Source organism: Achromobacter sp. (assembly GCF_050285565.1).
In the GTDB taxonomy this organism is placed as follows: domain Bacteria; phylum Pseudomonadota; class Gammaproteobacteria; order Burkholderiales; family Burkholderiaceae_B; genus Achromobacter.
The window spans coordinates 127,907-152,371 of sequence record NZ_JBLZXG010000014.1; the positions used below are offsets into that span (position 1 = coordinate 127,907).

Below are 24,465 nucleotides of genomic sequence, written 5' to 3' on the forward strand. Positions count from 1 at the left end.
CCGACCTGAAGCGAGACAGGCGCACGCGCCCCACTCCCGTCCCTCACCATGAAAATCGAAACCGCCCTGCTTTCGGTGTCCGACAAGACCGGCATCGTTGAATTTGCCCGCGCCCTGGCCGCGCGCGGCGTGCGCCTGCTGTCGACCGGCGGCACCGCCAAGCTGCTGGCCGACTCCGGCCTGACCGTCACCGAAGTGGCCGCCCACACCGGCTCGCCCGAGATCCTGGACGGCCGCGTCAAGACGCTGCACCCGAAGATCCACGGCGGCCTGCTGGCCCGTCGCGACAGCGCCGAGCACATGGACACCATCAAGGCGGCCGGCATCGATCGCATCGACATGCTGGTGGTCAACCTGTATCCGTTCCGCGAAACCGTGGCCAAGCCCGACTGCACCTTCGCCGACGCGGTCGAGAACATCGACATCGGCGGCCCGGCCATGCTGCGCGCCGCCGCCAAGAATCACGGCACCGAGGCCGGTGGCGTGACGGTGGTGATCGACCCGGCCGACTATTCGCGCGTGCTGTCCGAGATGGATCAGGGTGGCCGCACGTCGTACGGCCTGCGCCTGGCGCTGGCCGCCAAGGTGTACGCCCACACCGCCGCCTACGATGGCGCCATCGCCGCCTACCTGACCAGTCTGACCGAGGCCGAACCGGCGCAGGACGCCGTGCCCGCGCGCCAGGAATGGCCGGGCACCCTGACCCTGCAGGTCAGGCAACAGCAAGCGCTGCGCTACGGCGAGAATCCGCACCAGACCGCGGCGTTCTACGTCGACCCGCAGCGCCCCGCCGGTCTGCTGGGCAACTACCGCCAACTGCAGGGCAAGGAACTCTCGTACAACAACATCGCCGACGCCGATGCCGCGTGGGAATGCGCGCGCAGCTTCGAGGCGCCCGCCTGCGTCATTGTCAAGCACGCCAATCCGTGCGGCGTGGCGGTCGCGGCCGACACCCTGGGCGCCTACCAGCAGGCCTTCAAGACCGACCCGACCTCGGCCTTCGGCGGCATCATCGCCTTCAACCGCCCGGTCGACGCCGCCACCGCCGAAGCCGTCAGCGCCCAGTTCCTGGAAGTGCTGCTGGCGCCGGCCTATGACGGCGCCGCGCTGGCCATCCTGGCCGCCAAGAAGAACGTGCGCGTGCTGGAGGTGCCGATGGGCACGGGCCAGAACGCCTTCGACGTCAAGCGCGTCGGCGGCGGCTGGCTGGTGCAGACGCCGGACGCCTACAACGTGCCGCGCGACGCCCTGAAAGTCGTCACCAAGCGCCAGCCCACCGAGCAGGAAATGAACGACCTGGCGTTCGCCTGGAAGGTCGCCAAGTACGTCAAGTCCAACGCCATCGTGTTCGTCGGCGGCGGCATGACGCTGGGCGTGGGCGCCGGCCAGATGAGCCGCATCGATTCGGCCCGCATCGCCTCGATCAAGGCCGAGAACGCCGGCCTGACGCTGAAGGGTTCGGCGGTGGCGTCGGACGCCTTCTTCCCGTTCCGCGACGGCCTGGACGTGGTGGTGGCGGCGGGCGCGACCTGCGTGATCCAGCCCGGCGGCAGCGTGCGCGACGATGAAGTCATCGCGGCGGCCGACGAGCACGGCATCGCCATGGTGCTGACCGGCACCCGCCACTTCCGCCACTGATGCGCGTCCTCGGCATCGATCCCGGCCTGCGCCGCACCGGCTTCGGTGTGATCGATGCCGACGGCCCGCGCCTGCGTTATGTCGCCAGCGGCACCATCGTGGTGCCGCCGGCGCTGACGCTGTCCGAGCGTCTGAAGGTCATCCTGGACAATCTGCGCCAGGTGGCGCGCGACACGCAACCGGATGTCGCCGCCCTGGAAATCGTCTTCCTGAACACCAATCCGGCCTCGACCCTGCTGCTGGGTCAGGCCCGCGGCGCAGCGCTGTGCGCGCTGGCCGACAGTTCGCTGGCGGTGCACGAGTACACCGCGCTGCAGATCAAGAAAGCGGTGGTCGGCACCGGCCGCGCCGCCAAGGAACAGGTGCAGATGATGGTGCAGCACCTGCTGGCGCTGGACGGCACACCGGCGCCCGATTCGGCCGACGCCCTGGCCTGCGCCATCTGCCACGCCCATGTCGGCCCCTTGCAGGACAAGCTGGCGCAACTGGGCACCCGCCTGAGCCTGGGCGGCAGGACCCGCATCCGCAACGGCCGCCTGCTCGGCTGAGGCCGGCCCGCCACGCGCTGCGCGGACCCGTATAGAATCCCCGCATCCGCCGCGACTGACGCGGCCCCTCTTTTGCCAGGCCACTGCCACCATGATCGGACGCATTACCGGAACCCTGATCGAGAAACTGCCGCCCACCGTCTGCGTGGACGTCAACGGTCTGGGCTATGACATCGACGTGCCCATGAGTACGCTGTACTCGCTGCCGGAAACCGGCGCCCGCGTCACGCTCTACACGCACCTGACCGTGCGCGAAGACGCCCACATCCTTTATGGCTTCGCCACCGCGGGTGAACGCAGCGCCTTCCGCGAACTGATCAAGGTCAGCGGCATCGGCGCGCGCACCGCGCTGTCGGTGCTGTCGGGTCTGTCGGTGGCCGACCTGGCCCAGGCCATCACGCTGCAGGAATCGGGCCGCCTGACGCGCGTGCCGGGCATCGGCAAAAAGACTGCCGAGCGCCTGTTGCTGGAGATGCGCGGCAAGCTAGGCGCGGATCTCGGCGCCAGCGCGCATGCGGTGCAGGACAACCAATCCGACATCCTGAACGCGCTGCTGGCGTTGGGGTACTCCGAAAAGGAATCGCTGTCCGCCCTGAAGACGCTGCCGGAAGGCGTGGGCGTGTCGGACGGCATCAAGCAGGCATTGAAAGCGCTGGTGCGCTAGCAGCGCGCCCGGGCGGCGCCGGGCGCCTGAGCGGGGGCAAGAGAGAAGCCCCCGAGCCAATGCCGCCAACAGCGGCGCCGCGCCCTAGCGCGCCGGCGCCAGGTAGCCGGGCGCCACCGCCTCCAGGCCGGTCGGCACCACGTTCAATTCGGGTGCCATCGGCGCGCCGCAGATGTTGTCGCTGCGCAGGGAATCGAGATTGTCGCGCGACATCAGCGGCTGGCCCGGCAGGCATTCGAATAGCAATGCCTGCATGCGGCCCACGCCCATCGGCACGCTCACCACCGGGCGCGGATGGCCGCCCCAGGCCGCGCACAGGCGCGCGATCTCGCCCAGGGTGTAGACCTGCGGCCCGCCCAGCTCGTAGGTCTTGCCGCAGGTATGCGTATTGCCCAGCGCCGTCAGCATCGCCGAAACCACGTCGCCCACGTACACCGGCTGCATGCGCGCGTGCGCGCCGGCCAGCGGCAGCACCGGCAGCAAGCGCGCCAGGCGCGCGAACATGTTGGTGAAATTGTCGTCCGGCCCGAACACCACCGAGGGGCGGAAGATCGTCCAGCCGCCCTCGCGCCAGTCGGCCAGTTCCTGCTTGATGGCGGCCTCGCCGTCGCCCTTGGAACGCTGGTACATGCTGGGGCCGTCGGAATCCGCCCCCAGGGCGCTGATATGCAGCAACCGGCGCACTCCCTGGCGGCGGCAGGCGCGCGCGATACGCTGCGGCAGGTGCACGTGCGCCTTCGCGAAATCGGAACCATAGGGCCGGCCGGCATTGCCGTGCAGGATGCCGACCAGATTGACCACCGCGTCGCAGCCGCGTACCAGGCGATCGAGCGCGTCGTCGTCATGCACGTCGCTGTCGACCAACGTGACGGTGGGCAGGATCTGGAGTTCACGCCCCTGGCCGTAGCGGCGGGTGGGCACCAGGATCTGGTGCTGCCCGCCCGACAGCCGGGCGATGAGATGACGGCCGATGAAGCCGGTGCCGCCGATGACAAGGATACGCATGTAGCAGCCCCTGTTCTTCAGGATTCAGGCCCGATTCTGCCCTGCACCGGCCGCATCCGCAAGCGCGCGACCGAAGCGCCGGACGATATCCCACCGCCGCCCCGCCCGCGCGGGTCAGCTGGTCAGCAACTTGCCGTAGGCCGGAAGGTCGACATTGCCGCCGCTGATGATGACGCCGACCCGCGCGCCGCGCACCGGCACCACGCCCTGCAGCACCGCCGCGGCCGCCAGGCAGCCGGTGGGCTCCACCACCATCTTCATGCGTTCGGCGAAGAATTTCATGGTGGTCACCAGGTGCTCATCCGTCACCGTGACGATGTCGCGCACGTGCTTCTGAATAAGGGGGAAGGTCAGGTGGCCCAGGTGGGTGGTGGCGGCGCCGTCGGCCAGGGTCTTGGGCGCCTGGATGCGGACGATCTCGCCCTTGCGCAGCGATTGCTGGCCGTCGTTGCCGGCTTCCGGCTCGACCCCATAGACCAGGCAGCGCGGGCTGAGCGCAAACGCCGACAGCGCCGAACCCGACAGCAGCCCGCCGCCGCCCAGGCACACGAACAGGTAGTCCAGCTCGCCGACGTCCTCGAACAGTTCCTTGGCGGCGGTGCCCTGCCCGGCGATCACGTCCTCGTGGTCGTACGGCGGGATCAGCGTGGCGCCGGTCTCGGCCTGGATGCGGCGCGCGATCTCTTCGCGGTCTTCGGTGTAGCGATCGTAGGTGACGATCCGGCCGCCGTAGCCCTCGGTGGCGGCGCGCTTGGCCGCCGGCGCATCCAGCGGCATGATGATGGTGGCCTGGACGCCCTGCAACTTGGAGGCCAGCGCGATCGCCTGCGCATGGTTGCCCGACGAGAACGTGACCACGCCGGCGGCGCGCTGCTCGGGGCTCAGGCGCGCGATGGCGTTGAAGCCGCCGCGAAACTTGAAGGCGCCCATGCGCTGGTAGTTCTCGCACTTGAAGAACAGCGAGGCGCCGGCGATGGCGTCGGCCGTGGTCGACGTCAGCACCGGCGTGCGGTGCGCCTGGCCGGCCAGGCGCTCGCTGGCGCGCGCGACGTCGTCGAATGAGGGCAGTTCGGGCAACATGGAAACAGTCCTTTAATCGCGGAAAGAATCGGAAGCGAAACCTTCGGATCATAAACCCGCGGCGGCATTCGCGCCGCCGCGCCCGCCGCCCGGGGGCGATTTACTTGCCGAACAGCTCGCCGCTGGTGCTGGCGGCGCCGGCCGGCGGGGTCAGGCCCAGGTGGCGCCAGGTGGTCAGGGTGGCGGTGCGGCCGCGCGGCGTGCGTTGCAGGTAGCCGTGCTGGATCAGGTAGGGCTCGATCACGTCCTCGATGGTGTCGCGCTCTTCGCCGATGGCGGCGGCCAGGCTGTCGACACCGACGGGACCGCCGTCGAACTTGTGGATGATGGCCTCCAGCAGTTTGCGGTCCATCAGATCCAGGCCTTGCGGATCGACTTCGAGCATGGCCAGCGCGCGGCCGGCGACGTCGGCATCGATGGTGCCGCCGGCCTTGACTTCGGCGTAGTCGCGCACCCGCCGCAGCAGACGGTTGGCGATGCGCGGCGTGCCGCGGGCGCGGCGCGCCACCTCGGCGGCGCCCTCTGGCGTGATGGTGGCATTGAGCAGACCGGCGCTACGGGCGACGATGCGGCCGAGGTCGTCCGCGTTGTAGAACTCCAGCCGCGAGACGATGCCGAAGCGGTCGCGCAGCGGGTTGGTCAGCATGCCGGCGCGGGTGGTGGCGCCAACCAGCGTGAACGGCTGCAGGTCGAGTTTGACGCTGCGCGCGGCCGGGCCTTCGCCGATGAGGATGTCGATCTGGAAATCCTCCAGCGCCGGGTAGAGGATTTCCTCGACCACGGGCGACAGACGGTGGATTTCGTCGATGAACAGGACGTCATTCTTTTCGAGGTTGGTCAGCAGCGCGGCCAGGTCGCCCGGGCGTTCCAGCACCGGGCCGGAGGTCTGGCGCAACTGCACGCCCATTTCGTGCGCGATGATGTGGGCCAGCGTGGTCTTGCCCAGGCCCGGCGGGCCGAACAGCAGCACGTGGTCCAGCGCCTCGCCGCGCTTGCGGGCGGCGGCGATGAAGATCTCGAGCTGCTCGCGCGCGCGTTGCTGGCCGACGTACTCCTGCAACGCCTTGGGGCGCAGGGCGCGCTCGATCGACTCCTCGTTGGGCGACGCCGGTTGCGGCGCCACGATACGGGGCGCGTCGGGACGGGAGGAAAGCGAATCGGACTGGATGGCCATGGTGCGGAAACGACAGGATACTGAGCAGGATGCTGCATCGTACCGTAACCGCCGGGCGCGGCGCCGGCGCCGGGCGCGAAACCCGCCCGGCCCGGATCAGCCTGCGTCCGCGACCGGCAGCTTGACCCGCACGCACAGCCCGCCCGATTCGGCCTGCAGCAGTTCCAGCGAGCCGCCGTGGGCGCGGGCGATGGCCTCGGCCAGCGCCAGCCCCAGGCCGACGCTGCCGGTGCGGGTGCGGGCATCGTCCAGGCGGCTGAACGGCCGCAATGCTTCCTGGCGGCGTTCCGGCACGATGCCGGGGCCGTGGTCGGCCACGTCCAGCACCGCCTGGCGGCCTTCGCGCCGCAGGCTGACATCGACGGGGGGCGCGCCGTGGTTCAGGGCGTTGCCGATCAGGTTGTCGAGCAGCCGGCCCAGGGCGACGGCATCGCCCTGCACCACCAGCGTGTCATCGCCGTCGTAGGTCTTGAGATGGATGTCGGTGCCCGCGCCGCGCCAGGCGTTGACGCGCTCGGTAAGCCAGTCGGGCAGCACCATCGAGGCATAGCGGTAGGCCGCCGGATCGGTGCCGCGCACAAAACCGATGAACTGGTCGACCATGTGCTGCATGTCCTGCAGGTCGGTGCGCAACCCCTCCTTGAGGGCGGAATCGTCGGCCAGTTCGATGCGCAGCCACATGCGCGACAGCGGCCCCTTCAGGTCGTGCGGCAATCCCGACAACAGCGTGCGCCTGACCGAATCGGACTCGGCCAGCGCGTCCAGCATGGCGTTGAAGCGCTCGCCCAGCACCCGGGTTTCGTGCGGGCCGGAGGGTTCGACCCGCTGCGGCTGGCCCGCGGCCAGGCGGTCGGCGGCGTCGGCCAGGCGGGTGATGGGCCGGGTGATGTGCCACGAGAAGCCCACCGCCAACAGCAACAGCAGGCCCAGGCCGCCCAGCCAGGCGGCGATCAGCGGCGTGGCCACCGGCGGATCGAGGCGGTCCAGCGGGATCACCAGCCATTCGCGCAGTCGGGGCGCGTCCTCGCTGGCGGGATTGGGCGCCAGCGAGATGAAGATCTCGGGCGTGGGCCCGCGCGACAGCGCCACCCGGGTGCCGTCGTTCAGGCGCTCGTTGAGCTGCTGCACCAGGCCGCGCAGGTCGCGCCGGATGTCGTCCGGCTCGGGCTTGTAGCGGCGCACGTGTTCCTCATGCTCGCGCTGGCGTTCGCGTTCGGCCTGCACGTCGTCGAGCCCGCGCTCGCCGTCGCGCATCTCGGGCGGCAACGGCGGGCCGTGGAGCTGCGAGTTGGGCGGCGGGGGCGGCGGCGGCGGATGCTGGGGGTTGCGCGGCGGCCGGTGGCCGTTGAAGCGCTGCAGCTTGGCTTCGGCCGGCAGCACCCGCGACCACAGGCGCCATTGGTTCTGCGAGGCCGCGCGCACGAAATCGGCGCGATCCTCGGCCGGCACCTGCGACACCGCGGCGCGCAGGGTACGGATGGTGGTGGTGATGTAGCCGATGGCCACGTCTTCCATGAACTTATGGCGGAAGTACGAGACCGTTACGAGCGTGGCCGCCTGCGTCAGCAGCACCGACCCGAGAATCAGCAGGATGAGCCGCGCCCGCAGCGAACGCGGAACCAGGAAACCAGCGGAAAGGCGCATCAGGGCGAGAACCGGTAGCCGATGCCCCAGACGGTCTGGATCCAGCGGGGTTGCTTGGGATCGTCTTCGATGACGCGGCGCAGGCGCAGGATGGCGATGTCGATGGCGCGGTCGTTGCGTTCGCCGGCGTCGTCGTCGCGCGCCAGCGCCAGCAGGCGCTCGCGCGATAGCGGCTTGCCGGCATTGCGCACCAGGGCTTCGAGCAGGTTGATTTCGCCGCCGGTGAGCTTGACCACCGTGCCGTCGCGCGACAATTGGCGGGTGGAAGGATCGAACAGGAACGGCCCGAACGCCACCGGCGCATCCTTGGTCAGGGCCGAGGGGCCGCGCTTGCGCCGCAGCACGGCTTCGATGCGGGCCAGCAATTCGCGCGGGTCGAAAGGCTTGCCGACATAGTCGTCGGCGCCGGCTTCCAGTCCGATGATGCGGTCGACGGCCTCGTCGCGGGCGGTCAGCAGGATGACCGGGATATCCTCGCCCTGCTCGCGCAGGCGGCGACAGGCGTCGGCGCCGTCGCCCCCCGGGAGCATGCGGTCCAGCACCAGCAGATCGGGCGCGTAGCGGGTGATGCGCGAAGGCAGGTCGCTGGCGTCCGGCGCCAGCAGCGTGTCGTAGCCGTGGCGATTCAGGTAGTCGGCCAGCAGTTGCCGCAGGGCCGGATCGTCGTCGACGACCAACAGCTTGGTGTGGTGATTGTCCATGGATGCCATAGTGGAGCCGTCCGACGTTGGCGGCAAGAGCCGGGAAATCATCTGAAATATACCTGTTGCACGATGTTTGCCGGCGTTGGCGGCCCTTTGGCGCCGGCATGGCCTCGGGCCGGGACTGGCCCTAAAATATCCCCTCATTGCCCCGCATCCGCTGGTCCGGTTTACTAAAAATCGTTTACAGCTGAGGCAACGTCCCCTTTCTACACTGTCGGTTATGGTCGTCCCTGCACATTGGCGCAGACGGCTGCTGCAAACGGCGTTGACGGTTGGCCTGGCCAGCCCGTTGATGCCGGCGTTCGGCGGCACGCCTGCGGTTTCCTCCCCCGCCCCCGCCTACGTGGCCCGCGGCATCGGCGCGCTATCGCCGGTGCAGCCGGTGCCGGTGCGGCCGGCGCCGTCGATGGCGTCGCGCGCGGTGCCGCTCGATCCGGCGCCGTGCGATCTGCAGACGAGTGAGCCGGCCATCGACACCAATGTGGCCGGCAGCGGCCCGGCTGCCGAAGTGATTCCGGGGACGGGCTCAAGCCTGGCTGGCGACGCCGCCACCGCCCCGCTGGGGTGCGATGCGCCCCAGAGCGCCACGGCCCCGGCCGACAGCCCCGACTACGCGCTCGACCTGGAAAGCGGGGACATACCGCGGGTACCCGTGGTCGTGATCTCGGGCGTGTCGCGCCCGAGCCGCCCGTGGTTCGCGTCGGTCAGCGGCCAGGACGGGCTGCGCTACGGCGGCGACCGCAACTGGGTGTATCGCAGCACCGGCGGCCCCTCTTTCGCGGTGGGCAACATCAACGCCAACGCGCCCACCTGGGGCAGCAGCGCGCCGGTGGGCGGGCTGCAGATTTCCAATCTACATAGCACCACGGCACCGCTGACCGAAGGCAGCTTCGGTTACTCGTCGTCGCTGGGCCGGCTCAACCGCATGGATCCGTCGGCCACCTCCGGCGCGGTCGACTATGGCGCCTCGGTCGGCAACAGCACCGTGCGCTACGGGCTAACGCCGGCGCTGACGCTGGAAGGCCAGATGCAGAGCGCGCCGTCGCTGACCACCCGCGGCATGGGCACCACCTATGCCGCCGGCGACTACGGCACCTTCCAGGCCGGCGCCACCCAGAGTTCGTTCGATGCCGCCAGCGCCTGGCGCTACCGCGTCGGCTACAGCGTGGACGTGGCCGACGCCGTCAACCTCGGCTACACCAACGAACAGATCGGCGCCGGCTTCGGCGACCTGTCCACCTATTCCGGCGGCGTCGCCGCGGCCCCGCAGACCCGCAACACCCTGACGGCCGGCGTGCCGATCACCGGTTGGGGCACGCTCAGCGGCACCTATTCGGGGCTGCACGAAGGCTCGGCGCTGGCCGAGCAGCGCGTCGGCCTGAGCCACAGCATGTTCGTGGCGCCGAAGGTCAAGCTGGCGGTCGCGGCCGACCGCGACATCCTTTCGGGCAACTACGAGTGGCGCGCCAACCTCAGCATGCCGGTGGACACCTTCATGCGCGGGACCTGGCTGAGCTGGTGACACGGCCGGATCGGTGGATGAAAATGGCCCGCCGCGCCCGGGCCGCCGGATTTGCGGCTTAAAATCCCCGCCATGATGCTCACGGCCTACCCCCATGTCTGACACGCGCGCTCTCGGCGTCCTGCAGCGCGTTTTCGGTTACGAATCCTTCCGCGGCGACCAGCAAGCCATCGTCCAGCAAGTCATCGACGGCGGCGACGCGCTGGTGCTGATGCCCACCGGCGGCGGCAAGTCGCTGTGCTACCAGATTCCCTCCCTGGTGCGCGACGGCACCGGCATCGTCGTCTCGCCCCTGATCGCCCTGATGCAGGATCAGGTCGACGCGCTGACCGAACTCGGCGTGCGCGCCGCCTTCCTGAATTCGACCCAGGACTGGCGCGTGGCGCGCGACGTCGAGCAGGCCTTCCTGGCCGGCGAACTCGACCTACTGTATGTGGCGCCCGAGCGCCTGCTCACCGACCGCTGCCTGCAGCTGCTGGAACGCGGCAACATCGCCCTGTTCGCCATCGACGAGGCCCACTGCGTCTCGCAATGGGGCCACGATTTCCGGCCGGAATACCTGGGCCTGTCGATGCTGCACGAGCGCTGGCCGGATGTGCCGCGCATCGCGCTGACGGCCACCGCCACCGCCGAAACCCGCACCGAGATCGCCCAGCGCCTGTCGCTGACCGACGCGCACCATTTCGTTTCCAGTTTCGACCGCCCCAACATCCGCTACCGCATCGTCGAAAAGAACGAAGTGCGCAAGCAACTGCTGGACATGATCCGCACCGAACACGAAGGCGAATCCGGCGTGGTTTATGCCTTGTCGCGGGCGCGGGTCGAGGAAACGGCCGAATTCCTCTGCAACCAGGGCATCGACGCCATGCCCTACCACGCCGGCCTCAGCCCCCAGGTGCGGGCCGCCAACCAGGCGCGCTTCCTGCGCGAAGACGGCGTGGTCATGGTCGCCACCATCGCCTTCGGCATGGGCATCGACAAGCCCGACGTGCGCTTCGTGGCCCACATCGACCTGCCCAAATCGGTCGAGGGCTACTACCAGGAAACCGGCCGCGCCGGCCGCGACGGCCTGCCCGCCACCGCCTGGCTGGCCTACGGCCTGCAGGACGTGGTGCAGCAGCGCCGCATGATCGACGAATCCCCCGGCGACGACGCCTATCGCCGCCGCCTCGGCCAGCAGCTGGACGCGATGCTGGGCCTGTGCGAAACCGTGGAATGCCGCCGCGTGCGGCTGCTGGCGTACTTCGGCCAGCACATCAGCGCCTGCGGCAATTGCGACGTCTGCCTCGATCCGCCCCAGGCCTGGGACGGCACCGTGGCCGCGCAGAAGGTGCTGTCGGCGGTCTACCGGCTGTGGAAGGAACGCGGCCAGCGCTATGGGGCCGGCCACATCATCGACATCCTGCGCGGCAAGGTCACCGAGCGCACCAAGCAGCACGGCCACGAAACCCTGAGCGTGTTCGGCGTGGGCGAAGACCTCAGCGACACCGCCTGGCGCGGCGTGCTGCGCCAGTTGCTGGCGCAGGGCCTGTTGACGGTCGACAACGAAGGCTACGGCACGCTGGCCCTGACCGAGGGCAGCCGCGCCGTGCTCAAGGGCGAGCGCCAGTTGATGCTGCGGCGCGAATCCGAAAAGAAAGCCCGGTCCGGCAAGAGCGGCGGCACCCGCGCCAAGGCCGCGGCGATCGACCTGCCCGCCGAACTGCAACCGGTGTTCGAGGCGCTGCGCGCCTGGCGCGGCGAAGTGGCCAAGAGCCACGGCGTGCCGGCCTACGTCATCTTCCACGACGCCACGCTGCGCGAGATCGCGCTGGCCCGGCCGGACTCGATGGACGCGCTCAGCCACATCAGCGGCGTCGGCGCGCGCAAGCTGGAAGCCTACGGCGAAGAGATCCTGCAACGGGTGGCGCGGCCGGTGCTGTAACGCCGCGCGCCGGCCGTCAGGGCGACGGCGGCGGCAGCAGCGCGACGGGCGCGCGCTCCTTGCCGAACACCGAGCGGTAGGCCAGGATGTTGAACACCAGCACCACCGGAATCCCCACCACCGCGCCGGCCATCACCAGCCGCATCGAGCCCAGCGCGCCGGCGCCGTCCCACAGCGTCATGTCGTCCAGGATCAAGTAGGGGAACAGGCTGTAGGCCAGGCCGCTGAGCATCAGCAGGAACAGCGCCACGCATAACACGAACGGCAGCCAACTGAAGCGGTCGGCGCGGCCCGGCAGGCGCGTCAGCAGCATTTCGGCGGCGACGAAGCCGGCCAGCATCATCAGCCATACCGTGGCCGCGAGGCTCAGGTGGGCGATGTTGCTCCATTTGTAGAAGATGCCGGCATTGGCCAGGCCCAGCGTAACGGCGATGGCGACCATGCCGACCGCGGTCCAGCGGATCGCGTGGCGCGCCCAATTGGCGGCGCGGCGTTGCAGGTCGCCATCGACCCGCATCACCAGCCACGAGGCGCCCAGCAGCACATAGGCCGCCACCGCGCACAGGCCGACGAACAGCGCGAACCAGCCGTAGCCGGCGTCGGATTGGTAGCCGGTGGCGATGCGCCCCAACAGCATGCCCTGGCCGAAGGCGGTCATCAGCGAGCCGGCCCAGAAGCCGAAGATCCAGCGCGGCTTGGCCTCGTTGCGGGCGCGGATGCGGAATTCGAATGACACGCTGCGCAGCACCACGCCCAGCACCATGAAGGTGAGCGGCCCGTACAGCTTGCCCAGCACCGCGCCCCAGGCGAACGGGAAGGCCGAGGCGAACAGGCCCATGCCCAGCAACAGCCAGAATTCGTTGGCGTCGCGCCATGGGCTGAGCAGGCTCATCATGCGGCCGCGCTCCTGCTCGGGCGCCAACTGCAACAGGATGCCCACGCCCAGGTCGAAGCCGTCCAGCACCACGCCCGCGGCGATAACGACGAACAACAGGCCCATGAACGCCAGCGGCATCCAGAAGGAAGGATCATCGGGGCTCAGGCCCTGCGAGGCGGCGAGCATGGCGATCATGGCGCGCCCCCCGCGAGTTTGCGCACCGGCACCACGCCGTAGCGGGCGGCGTGGAACAACATGCCGGCAAAGGCCGCCAGCAGCAGGGTGTACAACAGGCCATAGCCGATCAGTCCGTACAGCACGGTGCTGGAGGACATGGTGCCCAGCACCTCGGTCTGGGTGATGGTGCCACTGACGACGAAGGGCTGCAGGCCGATCACCGAGAACCACCAGCCGGCCACCACGGCGATACCGCCCGAGAACATCATGCCGCACAGGACGCGCTGCCACCATTGCGGCAACACCGACACGTCCATGCCGCGACGCCAGCTCCACAGGAAGGTGATCCAGGAAACCGCCAGCATCAACAGGCCCAGCCCGGCCGCGACCCGCAGCGACCAGAAGGTCAGCGCCACCGGCGGCAACATGCCCGAATACTTGTCCAGGCCCAGGTAGGTGCCGTCTTCATCGCGGTGCAGCCACCTGCCGCCGGCGTTGTTCCAGGTCCAGTCGGCCACGTTGGTGTGATTGCGGGCGTCCGGCCAGCCGAACAGCACCAGGCGCGGCTGCTTGCCGCTTTCCCAATAGCCGGCGGCGGCGGCGGCCTTGGCGGGCTGGTACTTGGCGACCACCTCGCCGGCGCCGCTGGCCACTGGCAATTGCAGCACGGCGGCCAGCACGGCGATCACCAGGCCGGTCTTGAAGGTGGCGCGTTCGCCGTCCCCGAGCGGCCGGCGCAAGGATTGCAGCGCGGTCACGCCCATCATCAGGAAGGCGGCGGCCAGGGCCGCGCCCACCGCCACCACGGCCATGCGCCAGCCAACCGAGGGGTTGAACACCACCGCGGTCCAGTCGTAGACCTGGTAGCGGCCGTCGACCAGCACGGCGCCATCCGGCGTCTGCATCCATGATTGCAGCGCCAGCACCCAGAACAGCGCCACCAGCTGGCCCACCGCCACCATCAGCACCGCCAGGGTATGGGCGCCGTCGGAAACACGGCGCTGGCCGAACAGCATGACCCCCAGGAAACACGACTTGAGAATGAAGACCGACAGGATGCCGTAGCCCAGCAGCGGACCGGCGACGTTGCCGATCTTGTCCATCAGGCCGGCCCACAGGCTGCCCAACTGAATCAGCACGGGCACGCAGGCCGCCAGGGTGAGCACGAACGACAGGGCGAAAATGCGGACCCAGAAGCGGTAGGCGGCGGTCCAGCCGCCCCGCGCCGAGAACCGGGCGCGGATCTTGAAGAACAGCAGAACCCACGCAAGCGCCAGGGCCACGGCGAGGAACAACGCCAGGAAGCTCAGGCTGGCCACGAATTGCGCGCGGGCCAGGGAAAGGGTGGAGATATCCATGATGGCCCGTAGTGTAGAGCCAGTTACATGACAATGGGGGCCGGTTTGAAACCGCTTGCAGCGGGCCAAAAAGGGCTCGTCCCGGGAACGTGGCAAAATTGACGCTTTGTCGCTGCTTTTTCCTATTCTTTCAAGAATGACCTCCGCCACGACGCCGACCCCCGCCGCATCCAATTTCCTGCTCAACATCGTCGAAGACGACCTGCAAGCCAACCGCTTCCAGGGTAAGCGTTGGGCCGGCAAGCCCGGGCCGGCCGCCGTGCAGCAGCAAGGCGAGCCCGATCCGGCGAAGATCCGCACCCGTTTTCCGCCGGAGCCCAACGGCTACCTGCACATCGGCCACGCCAAGAGCATCTGCGTGAACTTCGGCCTGGCCCGCGACTTCGGCGGTGTCTGTCACCTGCGCTTTGACGACACCAACCCCGAGAAGGAAGACCAGGAATACGTCGACGCCATCATCGAGGCGGTGCGCTGGCTGGGCTTCGACTGGAAGGCCGACGGCCGCGAGAACCTGTATTTCGCCAGCGACTATTTCGGCTATATGTATGAGTTCGCCGAGGCCCTGGTCGAGGCGGGCCACGCCTATGTCGACGAACAGAGCCCGGACGAGATCCGCGCCAACCGCGGCACCCTGACCGAACCCGGCACCGACTCGCCCTGGCGCAACCGCCCGGCCGCCGAGTCGATCGCGCTGCTGCGCGAGATGCGCGACGGCAAGCACCCGGACGGCAGCCTGGTGCTGCGCGCCAAGATCAACATGGCGTCGCCCAACATCAACCTGCGCGATCCGGTCATGTACCGCGTGCGCCACGCCACCCACCACCGTACCGGCAACCAGTGGTGCATCTACCCGATGTACAGCTGGGCACACCCGGTCGAGGACGCGCTGGAAGGCATCACGCACAGCGTCTGCACGCTGGAGTTCGAAGACCAGCGGCCGTTCTACGACTGGATCCTGGAGCGCCTAGCCGAGCTGGGCAAATTGGCCCGGCCGCTGCCGCACCAGTATGAATTCGCCCGCCTGAACCTGAGCTACGTGGTCACCAGCAAGCGCAAGCTGCTGCAACTGGTGCGCGAAGGCCACGTGGACGGCTGGGACGATCCGCGCATGCCAACCATCTTCGGCCTGCGCCGCCGCGGCTACACGCCGGCCTCGATCCGCCTGTTCTGCGACCGCACGGCGGTGTCGAAGTCGGATTCGCGCATCGACTACAGCCTGCTGGAACAGGCGGTGCGCGACGACCTGGATCCGATCGCGCCGCGTTCGGTGGCGGTGCTGGACCCGCTCAAGCTGGTCATCACCAACTATCCGGAAGGCCAGACCGAGATCTGCACCGCGCCGCGCAATCCGCACGACCCGGACGCCGGCGTGCGCGAGTTCCCGCTGTCGCGCGAACTCTGGATCGAACGCGATGATTTCCGCGAGGAAGCGCCGAAGAAGTACTTCCGCCTGTTCCCGGGCAACCTGGTGCGGCTGAAGTATGGCTACGTGGTGCGCTGCACCGGCTTCACCAAGAACGACGCCGGCGACGTGGTGGAAGTACAGGCCGAATACCTGCCGGAGACGCGCAGCGGCACGCCGGGCGCGGACAGCGTGAAAGTCAAGGGCAATATCACCTGGGTCAGCGCGGCGCATGCGGTGCCGGCGCAGATCCACCTGTACGACCGCCTGTTCGCGGATCCGCGGCCCGACGGCGGCGACAAGGATTTCCTGGCCTGCCTGAATCCGAATTCGAAGCAGACGGTGACGGCGTGGCTGGAGCCGGGCACGGTGGCCACGCCGGGCGCGACCTGGCAGTTCGAACGGCTGGGGTATTTCACGGCCGATCTGAAGGAGTCGACGGCGGAAAAACCGGTCTTGAACCGTGTCGTGACGCTGCGCGACTCCTGGGTCCAGGGCTGAGCGTCCACGGAACGGGCTGCCCCGGGCCGGCACGCGCGCGAAATGCCCTCCCGGGCGGCGCCGGTATCGGCCGGCGCCGCCGCAAACCCGCGGTTTTTCCCCCTTGGCGAAACGATTGAACAGGCCCGGGGCGGGTTATCATGCCCGACATTCCGCAGCTGGTTGCGCGCGCCCCTTCCAGGCGCCCCGAACCCCGCCAGCCCCAATCAAGATGAACACTGAATCCCTAGCCCTGGACTTCAAGAGCGCCACCCTGTATGCCATCCGGGTGGTCCTGCACAGCGCCGACCCTGAACGCCTGAACGCCGCGCTGGCCAAGCGCATGGCGGACGCCGGCAGCTTCTTCGAGAACGAGCCCGTGGTGATCGACGCCAGCCGCGTCGAGGATGCCATCGACTGGCCGGCGCTGGTCGCGGCCCTGCGCGGCCACAATCTGCCTCCGATCGGCGTGGTCGCCGAAGGCGCCAACCTGGCCTCGGCCCGCGCCGCCGGCCTGACGCCGGTGGAGCTGTCGACGCCCGCGGCCCGCCCGGCGCAAGTGATCGACACCGCGCCGCCCAACGATGTCGCCACGCCGGTGCCGTCGGTGCCGGCCGCCGCCGTCGAGATCGCGCCCGCTCCCACCGCCGCCGCGCAAGCGCCGGCCGACAAAGCCGCCGAAAAGCCCGCGGACAAGGCGGCGGCCGAGCCGCTGCCCGAGCGCGCCGCCGCCAGCACCACGTCGGCGCCGAGCCCGACGCCGGCCGCGCCGCACTCGTCGTCGGCGCTGGTCATCACCAAGCCGCTGCGCTCCGGCCAGCGTGTCTACGCGCGCCACACCGACCTGGTCGTCATCGGCATGGTCAGCCAGGGCGCCGAGGTCATCGCCGACGGCAACGTGCACGTGTACGGCCCGCTGCGCGGCAAGGCCATGGCCGGCGCGCGCGGCGACACATCGGCGCGCATCTTCACCACCCACCTGGACGCGGAGCTGCTGGCCGTGGCCGGCGTGTACCGGGTGGTGGAAGACAAGCTCGACCGCTCGCTGCACAACCAGCCCGCGCTGGTGCGGCTGGACGGCGACACCCTGCGCATCGAGGCCCTGAAGGCCTGAGGCGCGACGCTTGCGCCCCCTGCCGGCGTGCCTGGCGCGCGACCGCGCCAGGCTCGGAATGGTCTTGCAACGAAACCGGCCGTCCGCCCCTGAACCGGCGGTGCCCGTTCAACACATTCTGTAAGAAGCCTTACATGGGCTTTTTGCTTTACGATAACGCGATTTATTCGAACATAAGGGTTTGATCGTCATGACACGCATTGTTGTGGTGACTTCCGGCAAAGGCGGCGTGGGCAAAACCACGACGAGCGCCAGTTTTTCCGCGGGCCTCGCGATGCGGGGCCACAAGACCGCTGTCATCGACTTCGATGTCGGCCTGCGCAATCTCGACCTCATCATGGGCTGCGAGCGGCGCGTGGTGTACGACTTCGTCAACGTGATCCAGGGCGAAGCCACGCTGAACCAGGCGCTGATCAAGGACAAGCAGCTTGAAAACCTGTTCATCCTGCCCGCCTCGCAAACGCGCGACAAGGACGCGCTGACGCAGGAAGGCGTGGAAAAGGTCATCAACGACCTGAAGGAAATGGGCTTCGACTACATCGTCTGCGACTCGCCCGCCGGCATCGAGACGGGCGCGCTGATGGCGGCCTACTTCGCCGACGACGCGCTGGTCGTGACCAACCCCGAAGTCTCCTCGGTGCGCGACTCCGACCGCATCCTCGGCATCCTGGCGGCCAAGTCCAAGCGCGCCGTGGAAGGCAACGAGCCGGTCAAGGAGTTCCTGCTGCTGACGCGCTACAACCCCAAGCGCGTGGTCGACGGCGAAATGCTGTCGCTGGGCGACATCGAGGACATCCTGCGCATCAAGCTGATCGGCGTGATCCCCGAATCCGAAGCCGTGCTGCAGGCCTCGAACCAGGGCCTGCCCGCCATCCACCTGAAAGATACCGACGTCTCCGAGGCCTACAAGGACGTCGTGGCCCGCTACCTGGGCGAAGACAAGGCCCTGCGCTTTACCGATTACGAAAAGCCGGGTTTCCTGAAACGCCTGTTCGGAGGCAAGTAAGCAATGTCCTTCCTGTCGTTTCTGCTCGGTCAAAAGAAAACCTCTGCTTCCGTCGCCAAGGAACGGTTGCAGATCATCCTGGCCCACGAGCGGGGCCGTGGCGACTCGCCCGACTACCTGCCGCAGTTGCAGCAGGAACTGATTGCGGTGATCTCGAAGTACGTGAAGATCAATCCCGAAGACATCAAGGTGCACCTGGAACGCCAGGACACCCTCGAAGTCCTGGAAGTGAAGATCGAGATGCCGCAAAGCGAGTCCTGATGCGTTCCGCGCGCCGCTGGCCGGCGCCGGACGCGGGCGCTCGCTGCGCCCGCAACGAAAACGCCCGGCAATGCCGGGCGTTCTTGCGTCTGGCGCCGCCGCGCGCAGGCGGCGGCGCCAGGGGCGAAGTTCAGCGCTTGCCCACCTGGTCGCCGATGACGCCGCCGATGGCCGCGCCCCCCACCGTGCCCAGGATGCCGCCATTGGTGATGACGGCACCCGCCACACCGCCGAGCGCCGCACCGCCCACCGTGCTTTTCTGGCGGTGGCTCATGCTGTCCCACGACGAGCAGCCCGCCATTGCGGCGGTCATGGCCACAGCCACACAGATTTTGGAAAGAGATGCGATTTTCATGATGAGGCTCCTATTCTTGTCCCCGGGGCCGCACCTGAGTCCTGACGCGAGCGCACGATACCCCTTATGGGCTTGGAGTCTCCAGGATCGCAAAATATCCCTGCGCGGGGTGTGAAGTTTGCCCAGGAATTGTGTCAAAGGGCGAGGGAATCCTTGCGGCTCCCCGGGACAGTGTTGCAGCCACCGCGCGCTATTTGACCAGACGTAACACGTCGCGAAAGCGCGGATGCTCGCAAGTTTCCATCCATTCGAAAATCGCCATTTCGGTGGTGACGATCTCGGCGCCATGGGCACGCGCGCGGCGCAGCGCGGCATGGTGGTCGGCGGGCTTGCGCGAGCCGGCCGCATCGGCCACCAGCACCGCCTGGTAGCCCATTTCGGCCAAGCCGATGACGGTCTGCAACACGCAGATGTGGGCTTCGCAACCCGTGACCAGCACGGTCTTGCGCGCGGCCGGCAGCCAGGCATCGAAGCCGCGTTCGCGCGTGGCCGCGAAGTGCATCTTCTGGAAGGTCGACTGCGCCAGTTCGGCCAGCGGCGCCACCGTGACGCCCAGCATCTTGCTGTGATGTTCGGTGGCGATCACCGGCACCTCCAGCAGCCGCGCGGCCCGCGCCAGCTTGGCATTGGCCGCCAGCACCGCATCGCCGTCGTGGATCACGGGCATCAGGCGCCCCTGCATGTCGACAATGAGCAGCGTGGAATCGGAAGCTTGCAGCAACATGGGGATCTCCTGGAATCTTGAGAACGGCCTGATCGAGCCGCATCGGCGGACCACCGCCGGCGTGATGCCATATCGCTCAATGATATCGCGGCAGGCTCGCCGCCAAGCGGGCCAGCCGTCAGCCCGCCTGGCGCGGGGCCATCTCCCGGGCCGACGCCGGCATAAAAAAATCCCGGCGCGCAATGGGCCGGGATTTTCGGGCTGCCTGACAGGCTGGCTTTACTTTACTTGAGCGCCTTGTAGCGCAGGCGCTTGGGCTTGGCGCCCTCTTCGCCCAGGCGGCGCTTCTTGTCGGCTTCGTACTCCTGGTAGTTGCCGTCGAAGAACACCACTTGCGAATCGCCTTCGAAGGCCAGGATGTGCGTGGCGATACGATCCAGGAACCAGCGATCGTGGCTGATCACCATGACGCTGCCGGGGAACTCCAGCAGCGCGTCTTCCAGCGCGCGCAGGGTTTCGACGTCGAGGTCGTTGGACGGTTCGTCCAGCAGCAGCACGTTGCCCCCGGCGATCAGCGTCTTGGCCATGTGCAGGCGGCCGCGTTCACCGCCCGACAGCTGGCCGACCACCTTGTTCTGGTCGCCGCCCTTGAAGTTGAAGCGGCCCAGGTAGGCGCGCGAGGACATCTCGAACTTGCCCACGGTGAGCAGGTCGGCGCCGTCGGCCACGGCGTCGAACACGGTCTTCTTGTCTTCGAGCGCGTCGCGCGATTGGTCGACGTAGGCCAGCTTGACGGTCTGGCCGATCTTCACTTCGCCCGAATCCGGCTGCTCGCGGCCCGCGATCATGCGGAACAGCGTCGACTTGCCGGCGCCGTTGGCGCCGATGATGCCGACGATGGCGCCGGCCGGAACCTTGAAGCTGAGGTTGTCGATCAGCAGGCGGTCGCCGTAGGCTTTGCTGACGTTGTTGAACTCGATGACCTCGTTGCCCAGGCGCTCACCCACCGGAATGAAGATTTCCTGGGTCTCGTTGCGCTTCTGGTATTCGTAGGACGACAGTTCCTCGAAGCGGGCCAGGCGCGCCTTGGCCTTGGCCTGGCGGCCCTTCGGGTTCTGGCGCACCCACTCCAGTTCTTTCTTGATGGTCTTCTGGCGGGCCGATTCGGAAGCCTCTTCCTGCTTGAGGCGGTCTTCCTTCTGTTCCAGCCACGAGCTGTAGTTGCCCTTCCAGGGGATGCCGTAGCCGCGATCCAGTTCGAGGATCCATTCGGCCGCGTTGTCCAGGAAATAGCGATCGTGGGTCACGGCCACCACGGTGCCCGGGAACTTGTGCAGGAACTGCTCCAGCCATTCGACGCTTTCGGCATCCAGGTGATTGGTCGGTTCGTCCAACAGCAGCATGTCGGGCTTGGACAGCAGCAGGCGGCACAGCGCCACGCGGCGCTTTTCACCGCCGGACAGGTTGCCGACGATGGCATCCCAGGGCGGCAGGCGCAGCGCGTCGGCGGCGATTTCCATCTGGTGTTCGATGTCGTCGGCGCCGCTGGACGCGGCGGCCGCGATGATGGCTTCCAGCTCGGCCTGCTCGGCGGCCAGCGCGTCGAAGTCGGCATCCGGCTCGGCGTAGGCGGCGTAGACCTCGTCCAGGCGCTTCTTGGCGGTGACCACCGCGCCCAGGCCTTCCTCAACCGCCTGGCGCACCGTGTGCTCGGGGTTGAGCTGCGGCTCCTGCGGCAGGTAGCCGATGTTCAGGCCCGGCATGGGGATGGCTTCGCCTTCGATCTCGCGGTCCACGCCGGCCATGATCTTCAGCAGCGTCGACTTGCCCGAGCCGTTCAGGCCCAGCACGCCGATCTTGGCGCCAGGAAAAAACGAAAGCGAGATGTCGCGCAGGATCTGCCGCTTGGGCGGCACGATCTTGCCGACGCGGTTCATGGTGTAGACGTATTGGGCCATGGGCTCGTATAGGGAAAGAAAGCTGATGAATCGCTGATTGTAGGCCGGAACCCCGACAGGCGTGCGACAGGCGGCCGCCCTACGAAGCGGCCCGGGCCCGCCGCGCGCGGGCGAACGGCGCCCGCATCTGCGCCAGCATCACACCGGCCAGCGCCAGCGCGCCGCCGACGATATGGAACAGATGCGGTTTTTCGTCCAGGAACAGCGCCGCGATCGCCACCGTGGCCACCGGCATCAGGTTCAGGAACACGCTGGCCCGGGCCGGTCCCAGGTGGCGCACGCCCTGCATCCACAGGAACGGCGCGAACAGCGACGGGAACAGGCCCGCATACAGCACCAGCGGCAGGTTGTCGCCATTGAGCGGCGAGGGCGGCGCCATCAGAAAAGCCGGAAGCTGGAACAGCACACCGAACGCCACCTGCACATACAGCGACAGCCATGGCCCCACCGGCAGGCCCCAGCGGCGCAGCAGCACGCCGTACAGCGCGTAGGCCAGCGCCGCCACGCCCATCAGCACATCGCCGTGGTTCGCGCCCACCGACAGCAGGCGCGCCGGGTCGCCCTCGCCGATCAGCAGCGCCAGCCCCGCCAGCGACAGCAGCCCCCCGAGCAGCGCCATCGCCGAGGGCCGCTCGCGCAGCACCACGGCGCCGACGGCGATCGTCAGCAGCGGAATCATGGCGGTGATGATGCCCATGTTGGTGGCGGTGGTGCTGCCCGCCGCCACATAGGCCAGCCCCTGGTACAGCGCCATGCCCAGTCCGCCCAGCACCGCGAACTTGGGCAGGTACGGCCACAGCGCGCGCCGCTGGCGCCACGCGGCCGGCAGCGCGAACGGGGTCAGCAGCAACCCGGCCAACGCCCAGCGGTAAAAACCGATGGCGGCCGGCGCGATCACGCCGGCCGCCATCTTGGTCACGATCATGTTGACCGACCAGATCAGTGCCGCCAGCAGCGGGAACAGCAAATAGCGGGCGGGCGTGGGCGAGGCTTCTGGGCGGGTCATGGAAAACAGCAGAAACAGGACGATGGCGGGCCAGTGTAGGGCTTGTCTGACTCGCTGTATATAATGAAAAACCGACAACCGCCCGCGAACTTCGGACATGGACCTTGCCGCTTCCCCGCCCAGCCTCGGCCCGGGCCGGCCCTATCCGCTGGCCTGCCGCATCCTGCACTTCCTGCCGCGCTCGCGCATCCAGCGTCATGCCTCGCCGTGGGGCGAACTGAATTTCGCGCTGTCCGGCATCATGGAAATCGGCATCTCGGAGACGACCTACCTGTCCCCCCCGCAGTACGCCATCTGGATACCGCCGGGCGTGCCGCACTGCTGCCAGAACCAGGGCGAAGTGCATTACGCCTGCATCGACATCCCGGCCGCCGCCTGCGTCGACCTGCCCGCCGCGCCCTGCACGCTGGAGATCAGCCCGGTCATGCGCGCCATCCTGGCCGACTTCGAACGGCGCGGCATCGCCTATCCGGATACACCGGAAGACCGGCGCCTGGCGCAAGTCGTCATCGACCAGATCCGCGTCGCGCGCGCCTATGCCAGCTATCTGCCGTCCACCACCGAACCCGTGCTGGCCCCGGTCCTGGCCGCGCTGCAACGCCAGCCCGGCGACAAGCGCGGCGCCGCCCACTGGGCCGCCACCGCCGGCATTACCGAACGCACGCTGCTGCGCCACTGCCAGCAGCACCTGGGCATGTCCTTCAATGAATGGCGGCAGCGCCTGCGCGTGGTCAGCGCCCTCGAAATGCTCGACGCCGGCCAGGCCGTGCAGACCGTCGCCCGCGAACTCGGCTACAGCACACCCTCCGCCTTCATCGCCATGTTCCAGCGCCTGACCGGCCAGTCGCCCGACACGGCCCGCAAGCGCGCCGCCACGCCCACCTGAAACCCGCGTAATCCAAGCGTCCGATGCAAGCCTCGCGCGATCGCGAGACAATAGCGTCTGCAAATTTTTCGTAACGCCGTCCCCGCGGCATCATCGCGCCAGGAACCCTCATGTCCGCCTCCGCCACGCCCCCGCCTTCCCTGACCCATTTCAGCGCGACCGAGCTGGACATGCTCGCCAAGACCGCCGACGCCCTCAGCGCCTACCTGGGCAAGCCGGTGCTGGCCGAAGTCGCGCTGGGCGAAGAAGGCACCGAATGGGTCACCTACGGCGTGCCCATCGACGAAAACGCCAAGCCCGACGAAGAGCAGACCCACGTGCAGTTGGGCGGCGCCGGCGCCCGCCTGCTCGGCAACCGCGGCGGCCTGCCCCAGACCGGCGACGACACCTACGACTGCCTCTACCTCTGGGCCATCCAGATCTCGCTGAACGAAGGCGAACGCTTCATCAAGCTCGACCACGACGGCGAGGAATCCGCCTGGTCCGACAACCTGGAAGATGTCCTGCCCTTCGCCCTGACCGAGGAACCCCTGCCCGATCCGGATGAGGAAGACGAGGAAGAAGACGACGAGGACGAAGAGGACGGCCACGACCACGCCCACGGCCACAACGATCCGGGTCACCGCCACTGAACGACCAGGCAGACGCAGGGCGCGATACCCCCACATCCGCCCGCCAACAAAACAAAAGGGCTTCCAAGAAGAAGCCCTTTGCCAAATTCACTCCCCGCGACACCCCCCCCGCCGAAACCGGCCACCCGGCATCGCCTCGACGCCCCACCGCCCAGACGCTGCAACGGGCCGCCCGCGCGGCCCCGTTGCAGCAGCCCCGCAAGACGCTCCTCCCCACGACAGTGTCGGCAAAAACGCCAAGCACACCTTTCGTCCCGACGGCCCTCATGAGCCGTCAACGCAAGTCTGTCGCGGCGGGCGGCGGGGGGTGCGGGGCGTGTAGATGCGCCCGAGGGAAACCGTAGGGAGCCGAAGGCGTACGAGGTTGACGCAGGGGCAGTCCGGAG

General features: G+C 68.3%; 22 protein-coding genes. 11 read left to right on the forward strand and 11 right to left on the reverse strand.

Annotated features, from left to right (window positions below; translation table 11 throughout):
• Positions 1-48 precede the first annotated feature (48 nt).
• The 3 genes from purH (at position 49) to ruvA (ending at position 2,850) form a co-directional block, all read left to right on the forward strand.
• Positions 49-1,638, forward strand: a complete 1,590-nt coding sequence (gene purH / locus ACN6O8_RS24940) for a bifunctional phosphoribosylaminoimidazolecarboxamide formyltransferase/IMP cyclohydrolase (RefSeq protein WP_427993650.1) — start codon at positions 49-51, stop codon at positions 1,636-1,638.
• On the forward strand, positions 1,638-2,186 hold the full coding sequence (gene ruvC / locus ACN6O8_RS24945) for a crossover junction endodeoxyribonuclease RuvC (RefSeq protein WP_427993651.1): 549 nt from the start codon (positions 1,638-1,640) through the stop codon (positions 2,184-2,186). The genes purH and ruvC overlap by 1 nt, the downstream gene beginning before the upstream one ends.
• Positions 2,187-2,277: 91 nt before the next feature.
• Positions 2,278-2,850, forward strand: coding sequence for a Holliday junction branch migration protein RuvA (gene ruvA / locus ACN6O8_RS24950; RefSeq protein ID WP_427993652.1), 573 nt, complete (start codon positions 2,278-2,280; stop codon positions 2,848-2,850).
• Between the two features lie 84 nt (positions 2,851-2,934).
• On the opposite strand, the gene ACN6O8_RS24955 is transcribed toward ruvA, so the two are convergent.
• The 5 genes from ACN6O8_RS24955 to ACN6O8_RS24975 form a co-directional block, all read right to left on the reverse strand.
• Entirely contained in the window at positions 2,935-3,855 is a 921-nt protein-coding gene (locus ACN6O8_RS24955) for a complex I NDUFA9 subunit family protein (protein ID WP_427993653.1), read from the reverse strand.
• 114 nt (positions 3,856-3,969) lie between these two features.
• On the reverse strand, positions 3,970-4,935 hold the full coding sequence (locus ACN6O8_RS24960; protein ID WP_427993654.1) for a threo-3-hydroxy-L-aspartate ammonia-lyase: 966 nt from the start codon (positions 4,933-4,935) through the stop codon (positions 3,970-3,972).
• A gap of 100 nt (positions 4,936-5,035) precedes the next feature.
• The gene (ruvB, locus tag ACN6O8_RS24965; RefSeq protein ID WP_427993655.1) at positions 5,036-6,109 is read right to left on the reverse strand and encodes a Holliday junction branch migration DNA helicase RuvB; all 1,074 of its coding nucleotides are present in this window, start codon (positions 6,107-6,109) and stop codon (positions 5,036-5,038) included.
• A gap of 96 nt (positions 6,110-6,205) precedes the next feature.
• Positions 6,206-7,753 carry a sensor histidine kinase gene (locus tag ACN6O8_RS24970; RefSeq protein ID WP_427993656.1) on the reverse strand — a complete coding sequence of 516 codons (1,548 nt, stop codon included), beginning with the start codon at positions 7,751-7,753 and terminating at the stop codon, positions 6,206-6,208.
• Positions 7,753-8,454 (reverse strand): response regulator, encoded by a 702-nt coding sequence (locus ACN6O8_RS24975; protein ID WP_006388986.1) that lies wholly within the window; start codon positions 8,452-8,454, stop codon positions 7,753-7,755. The genes ACN6O8_RS24970 and ACN6O8_RS24975 overlap by 1 nt, the downstream gene beginning before the upstream one ends.
• Before the next feature lie 223 nt (positions 8,455-8,677).
• On the opposite strand from ACN6O8_RS24975, the gene ACN6O8_RS24980 reads away from it, so the two are divergent.
• Both ACN6O8_RS24980 and recQ read left to right on the forward strand, forming a co-directional pair.
• Positions 8,678-9,979 carry a fimbrial protein gene (locus tag ACN6O8_RS24980; RefSeq protein WP_427993657.1) on the forward strand — a complete coding sequence of 434 codons (1,302 nt, stop codon included), beginning with the start codon at positions 8,678-8,680 and terminating at the stop codon, positions 9,977-9,979.
• A gap of 94 nt (positions 9,980-10,073) precedes the next feature.
• Positions 10,074-11,903, forward strand: coding sequence for a DNA helicase RecQ (recQ, locus tag ACN6O8_RS24985; protein ID WP_427993658.1), 1,830 nt, complete (start codon positions 10,074-10,076; stop codon positions 11,901-11,903).
• 16 nt (positions 11,904-11,919) lie between these two features.
• Here the strand turns inward: recQ and ACN6O8_RS24990 are convergent, their stop codons facing one another.
• Together ACN6O8_RS24990 and ACN6O8_RS24995 are read right to left on the reverse strand one after the other, a co-directional pair.
• The gene (locus ACN6O8_RS24990; protein ID WP_427993659.1) at positions 11,920-12,975 is read right to left on the reverse strand and encodes a cytochrome d ubiquinol oxidase subunit II; all 1,056 of its coding nucleotides are present in this window, start codon (positions 12,973-12,975) and stop codon (positions 11,920-11,922) included.
• The gene (locus ACN6O8_RS24995) at positions 12,972-14,315 is read right to left on the reverse strand and encodes a cytochrome ubiquinol oxidase subunit I (protein WP_427993660.1); all 1,344 of its coding nucleotides are present in this window, start codon (positions 14,313-14,315) and stop codon (positions 12,972-12,974) included. The genes ACN6O8_RS24990 and ACN6O8_RS24995 overlap by 4 nt, the downstream gene beginning before the upstream one ends.
• A gap of 136 nt (positions 14,316-14,451) precedes the next feature.
• Between ACN6O8_RS24995 and ACN6O8_RS25000 the strand changes: the two genes are divergently transcribed.
• The 4 genes from ACN6O8_RS25000 (at position 14,452) to minE (ending at position 18,578) form a co-directional block, all read left to right on the forward strand.
• Complete coding sequence (locus tag ACN6O8_RS25000; protein WP_427993661.1) at positions 14,452-16,218, forward strand: glutamine--tRNA ligase/YqeY domain fusion protein; 1,767 nt, start codon at positions 14,452-14,454, stop codon at positions 16,216-16,218.
• Positions 16,219-16,429: 211 nt separating this feature from the next.
• Complete coding sequence (minC, locus tag ACN6O8_RS25005) at positions 16,430-17,311, forward strand: septum site-determining protein MinC (protein WP_427993662.1); 882 nt, start codon at positions 16,430-16,432, stop codon at positions 17,309-17,311.
• A 190-nt stretch (positions 17,312-17,501) separates the two neighbouring features.
• Entirely contained in the window at positions 17,502-18,317 is an 816-nt protein-coding gene (gene minD / locus ACN6O8_RS25010) for a septum site-determining protein MinD (RefSeq protein ID WP_427993663.1), read from the forward strand.
• Between the two features lie 3 nt (positions 18,318-18,320).
• Positions 18,321-18,578: a cell division topological specificity factor MinE gene (gene minE / locus ACN6O8_RS25015; RefSeq protein WP_006393143.1), complete on the forward strand. Its 258-nt coding sequence runs from the start codon at positions 18,321-18,323 to the stop codon at positions 18,576-18,578.
• A gap of 130 nt (positions 18,579-18,708) precedes the next feature.
• Here the strand turns inward: minE and ACN6O8_RS25020 are convergent, their stop codons facing one another.
• The 4 genes from ACN6O8_RS25020 to ACN6O8_RS25035 all read right to left on the reverse strand — a co-directional run bounded on the left by ACN6O8_RS25020 (position 18,709) and on the right by ACN6O8_RS25035 (position 22,561).
• Positions 18,709-18,933 carry a glycine zipper 2TM domain-containing protein gene (locus tag ACN6O8_RS25020; RefSeq protein WP_427993664.1) on the reverse strand — a complete coding sequence of 75 codons (225 nt, stop codon included), beginning with the start codon at positions 18,931-18,933 and terminating at the stop codon, positions 18,709-18,711.
• Between the two features lie 190 nt (positions 18,934-19,123).
• The gene (locus tag ACN6O8_RS25025) at positions 19,124-19,657 is read right to left on the reverse strand and encodes an isochorismatase family protein (RefSeq protein ID WP_427993665.1); all 534 of its coding nucleotides are present in this window, start codon (positions 19,655-19,657) and stop codon (positions 19,124-19,126) included.
• A gap of 224 nt (positions 19,658-19,881) precedes the next feature.
• The gene (gene ettA, locus ACN6O8_RS25030) at positions 19,882-21,555 is read right to left on the reverse strand and encodes an energy-dependent translational throttle protein EttA (protein ID WP_427993666.1); all 1,674 of its coding nucleotides are present in this window, start codon (positions 21,553-21,555) and stop codon (positions 19,882-19,884) included.
• Between the two features lie 79 nt (positions 21,556-21,634).
• The gene (locus ACN6O8_RS25035; protein WP_427993667.1) at positions 21,635-22,561 is read right to left on the reverse strand and encodes a DMT family transporter; all 927 of its coding nucleotides are present in this window, start codon (positions 22,559-22,561) and stop codon (positions 21,635-21,637) included.
• A gap of 97 nt (positions 22,562-22,658) precedes the next feature.
• Here ACN6O8_RS25035 and ACN6O8_RS25040 point away from each other — a divergent pair, with 97 nt between their 5' ends.
• A complete protein-coding gene (locus ACN6O8_RS25040) occupies positions 22,659-23,447 on the forward strand; it encodes an AraC family transcriptional regulator (RefSeq protein WP_427993668.1) in 789 nt (262 codons plus the stop codon).
• 110 nt (positions 23,448-23,557) lie between these two features.
• A complete protein-coding gene (locus tag ACN6O8_RS25045; RefSeq protein WP_427993669.1) occupies positions 23,558-24,079 on the forward strand; it encodes a hypothetical protein in 522 nt (173 codons plus the stop codon).
• Positions 24,080-24,465: the final 386 nt, after the last annotated feature.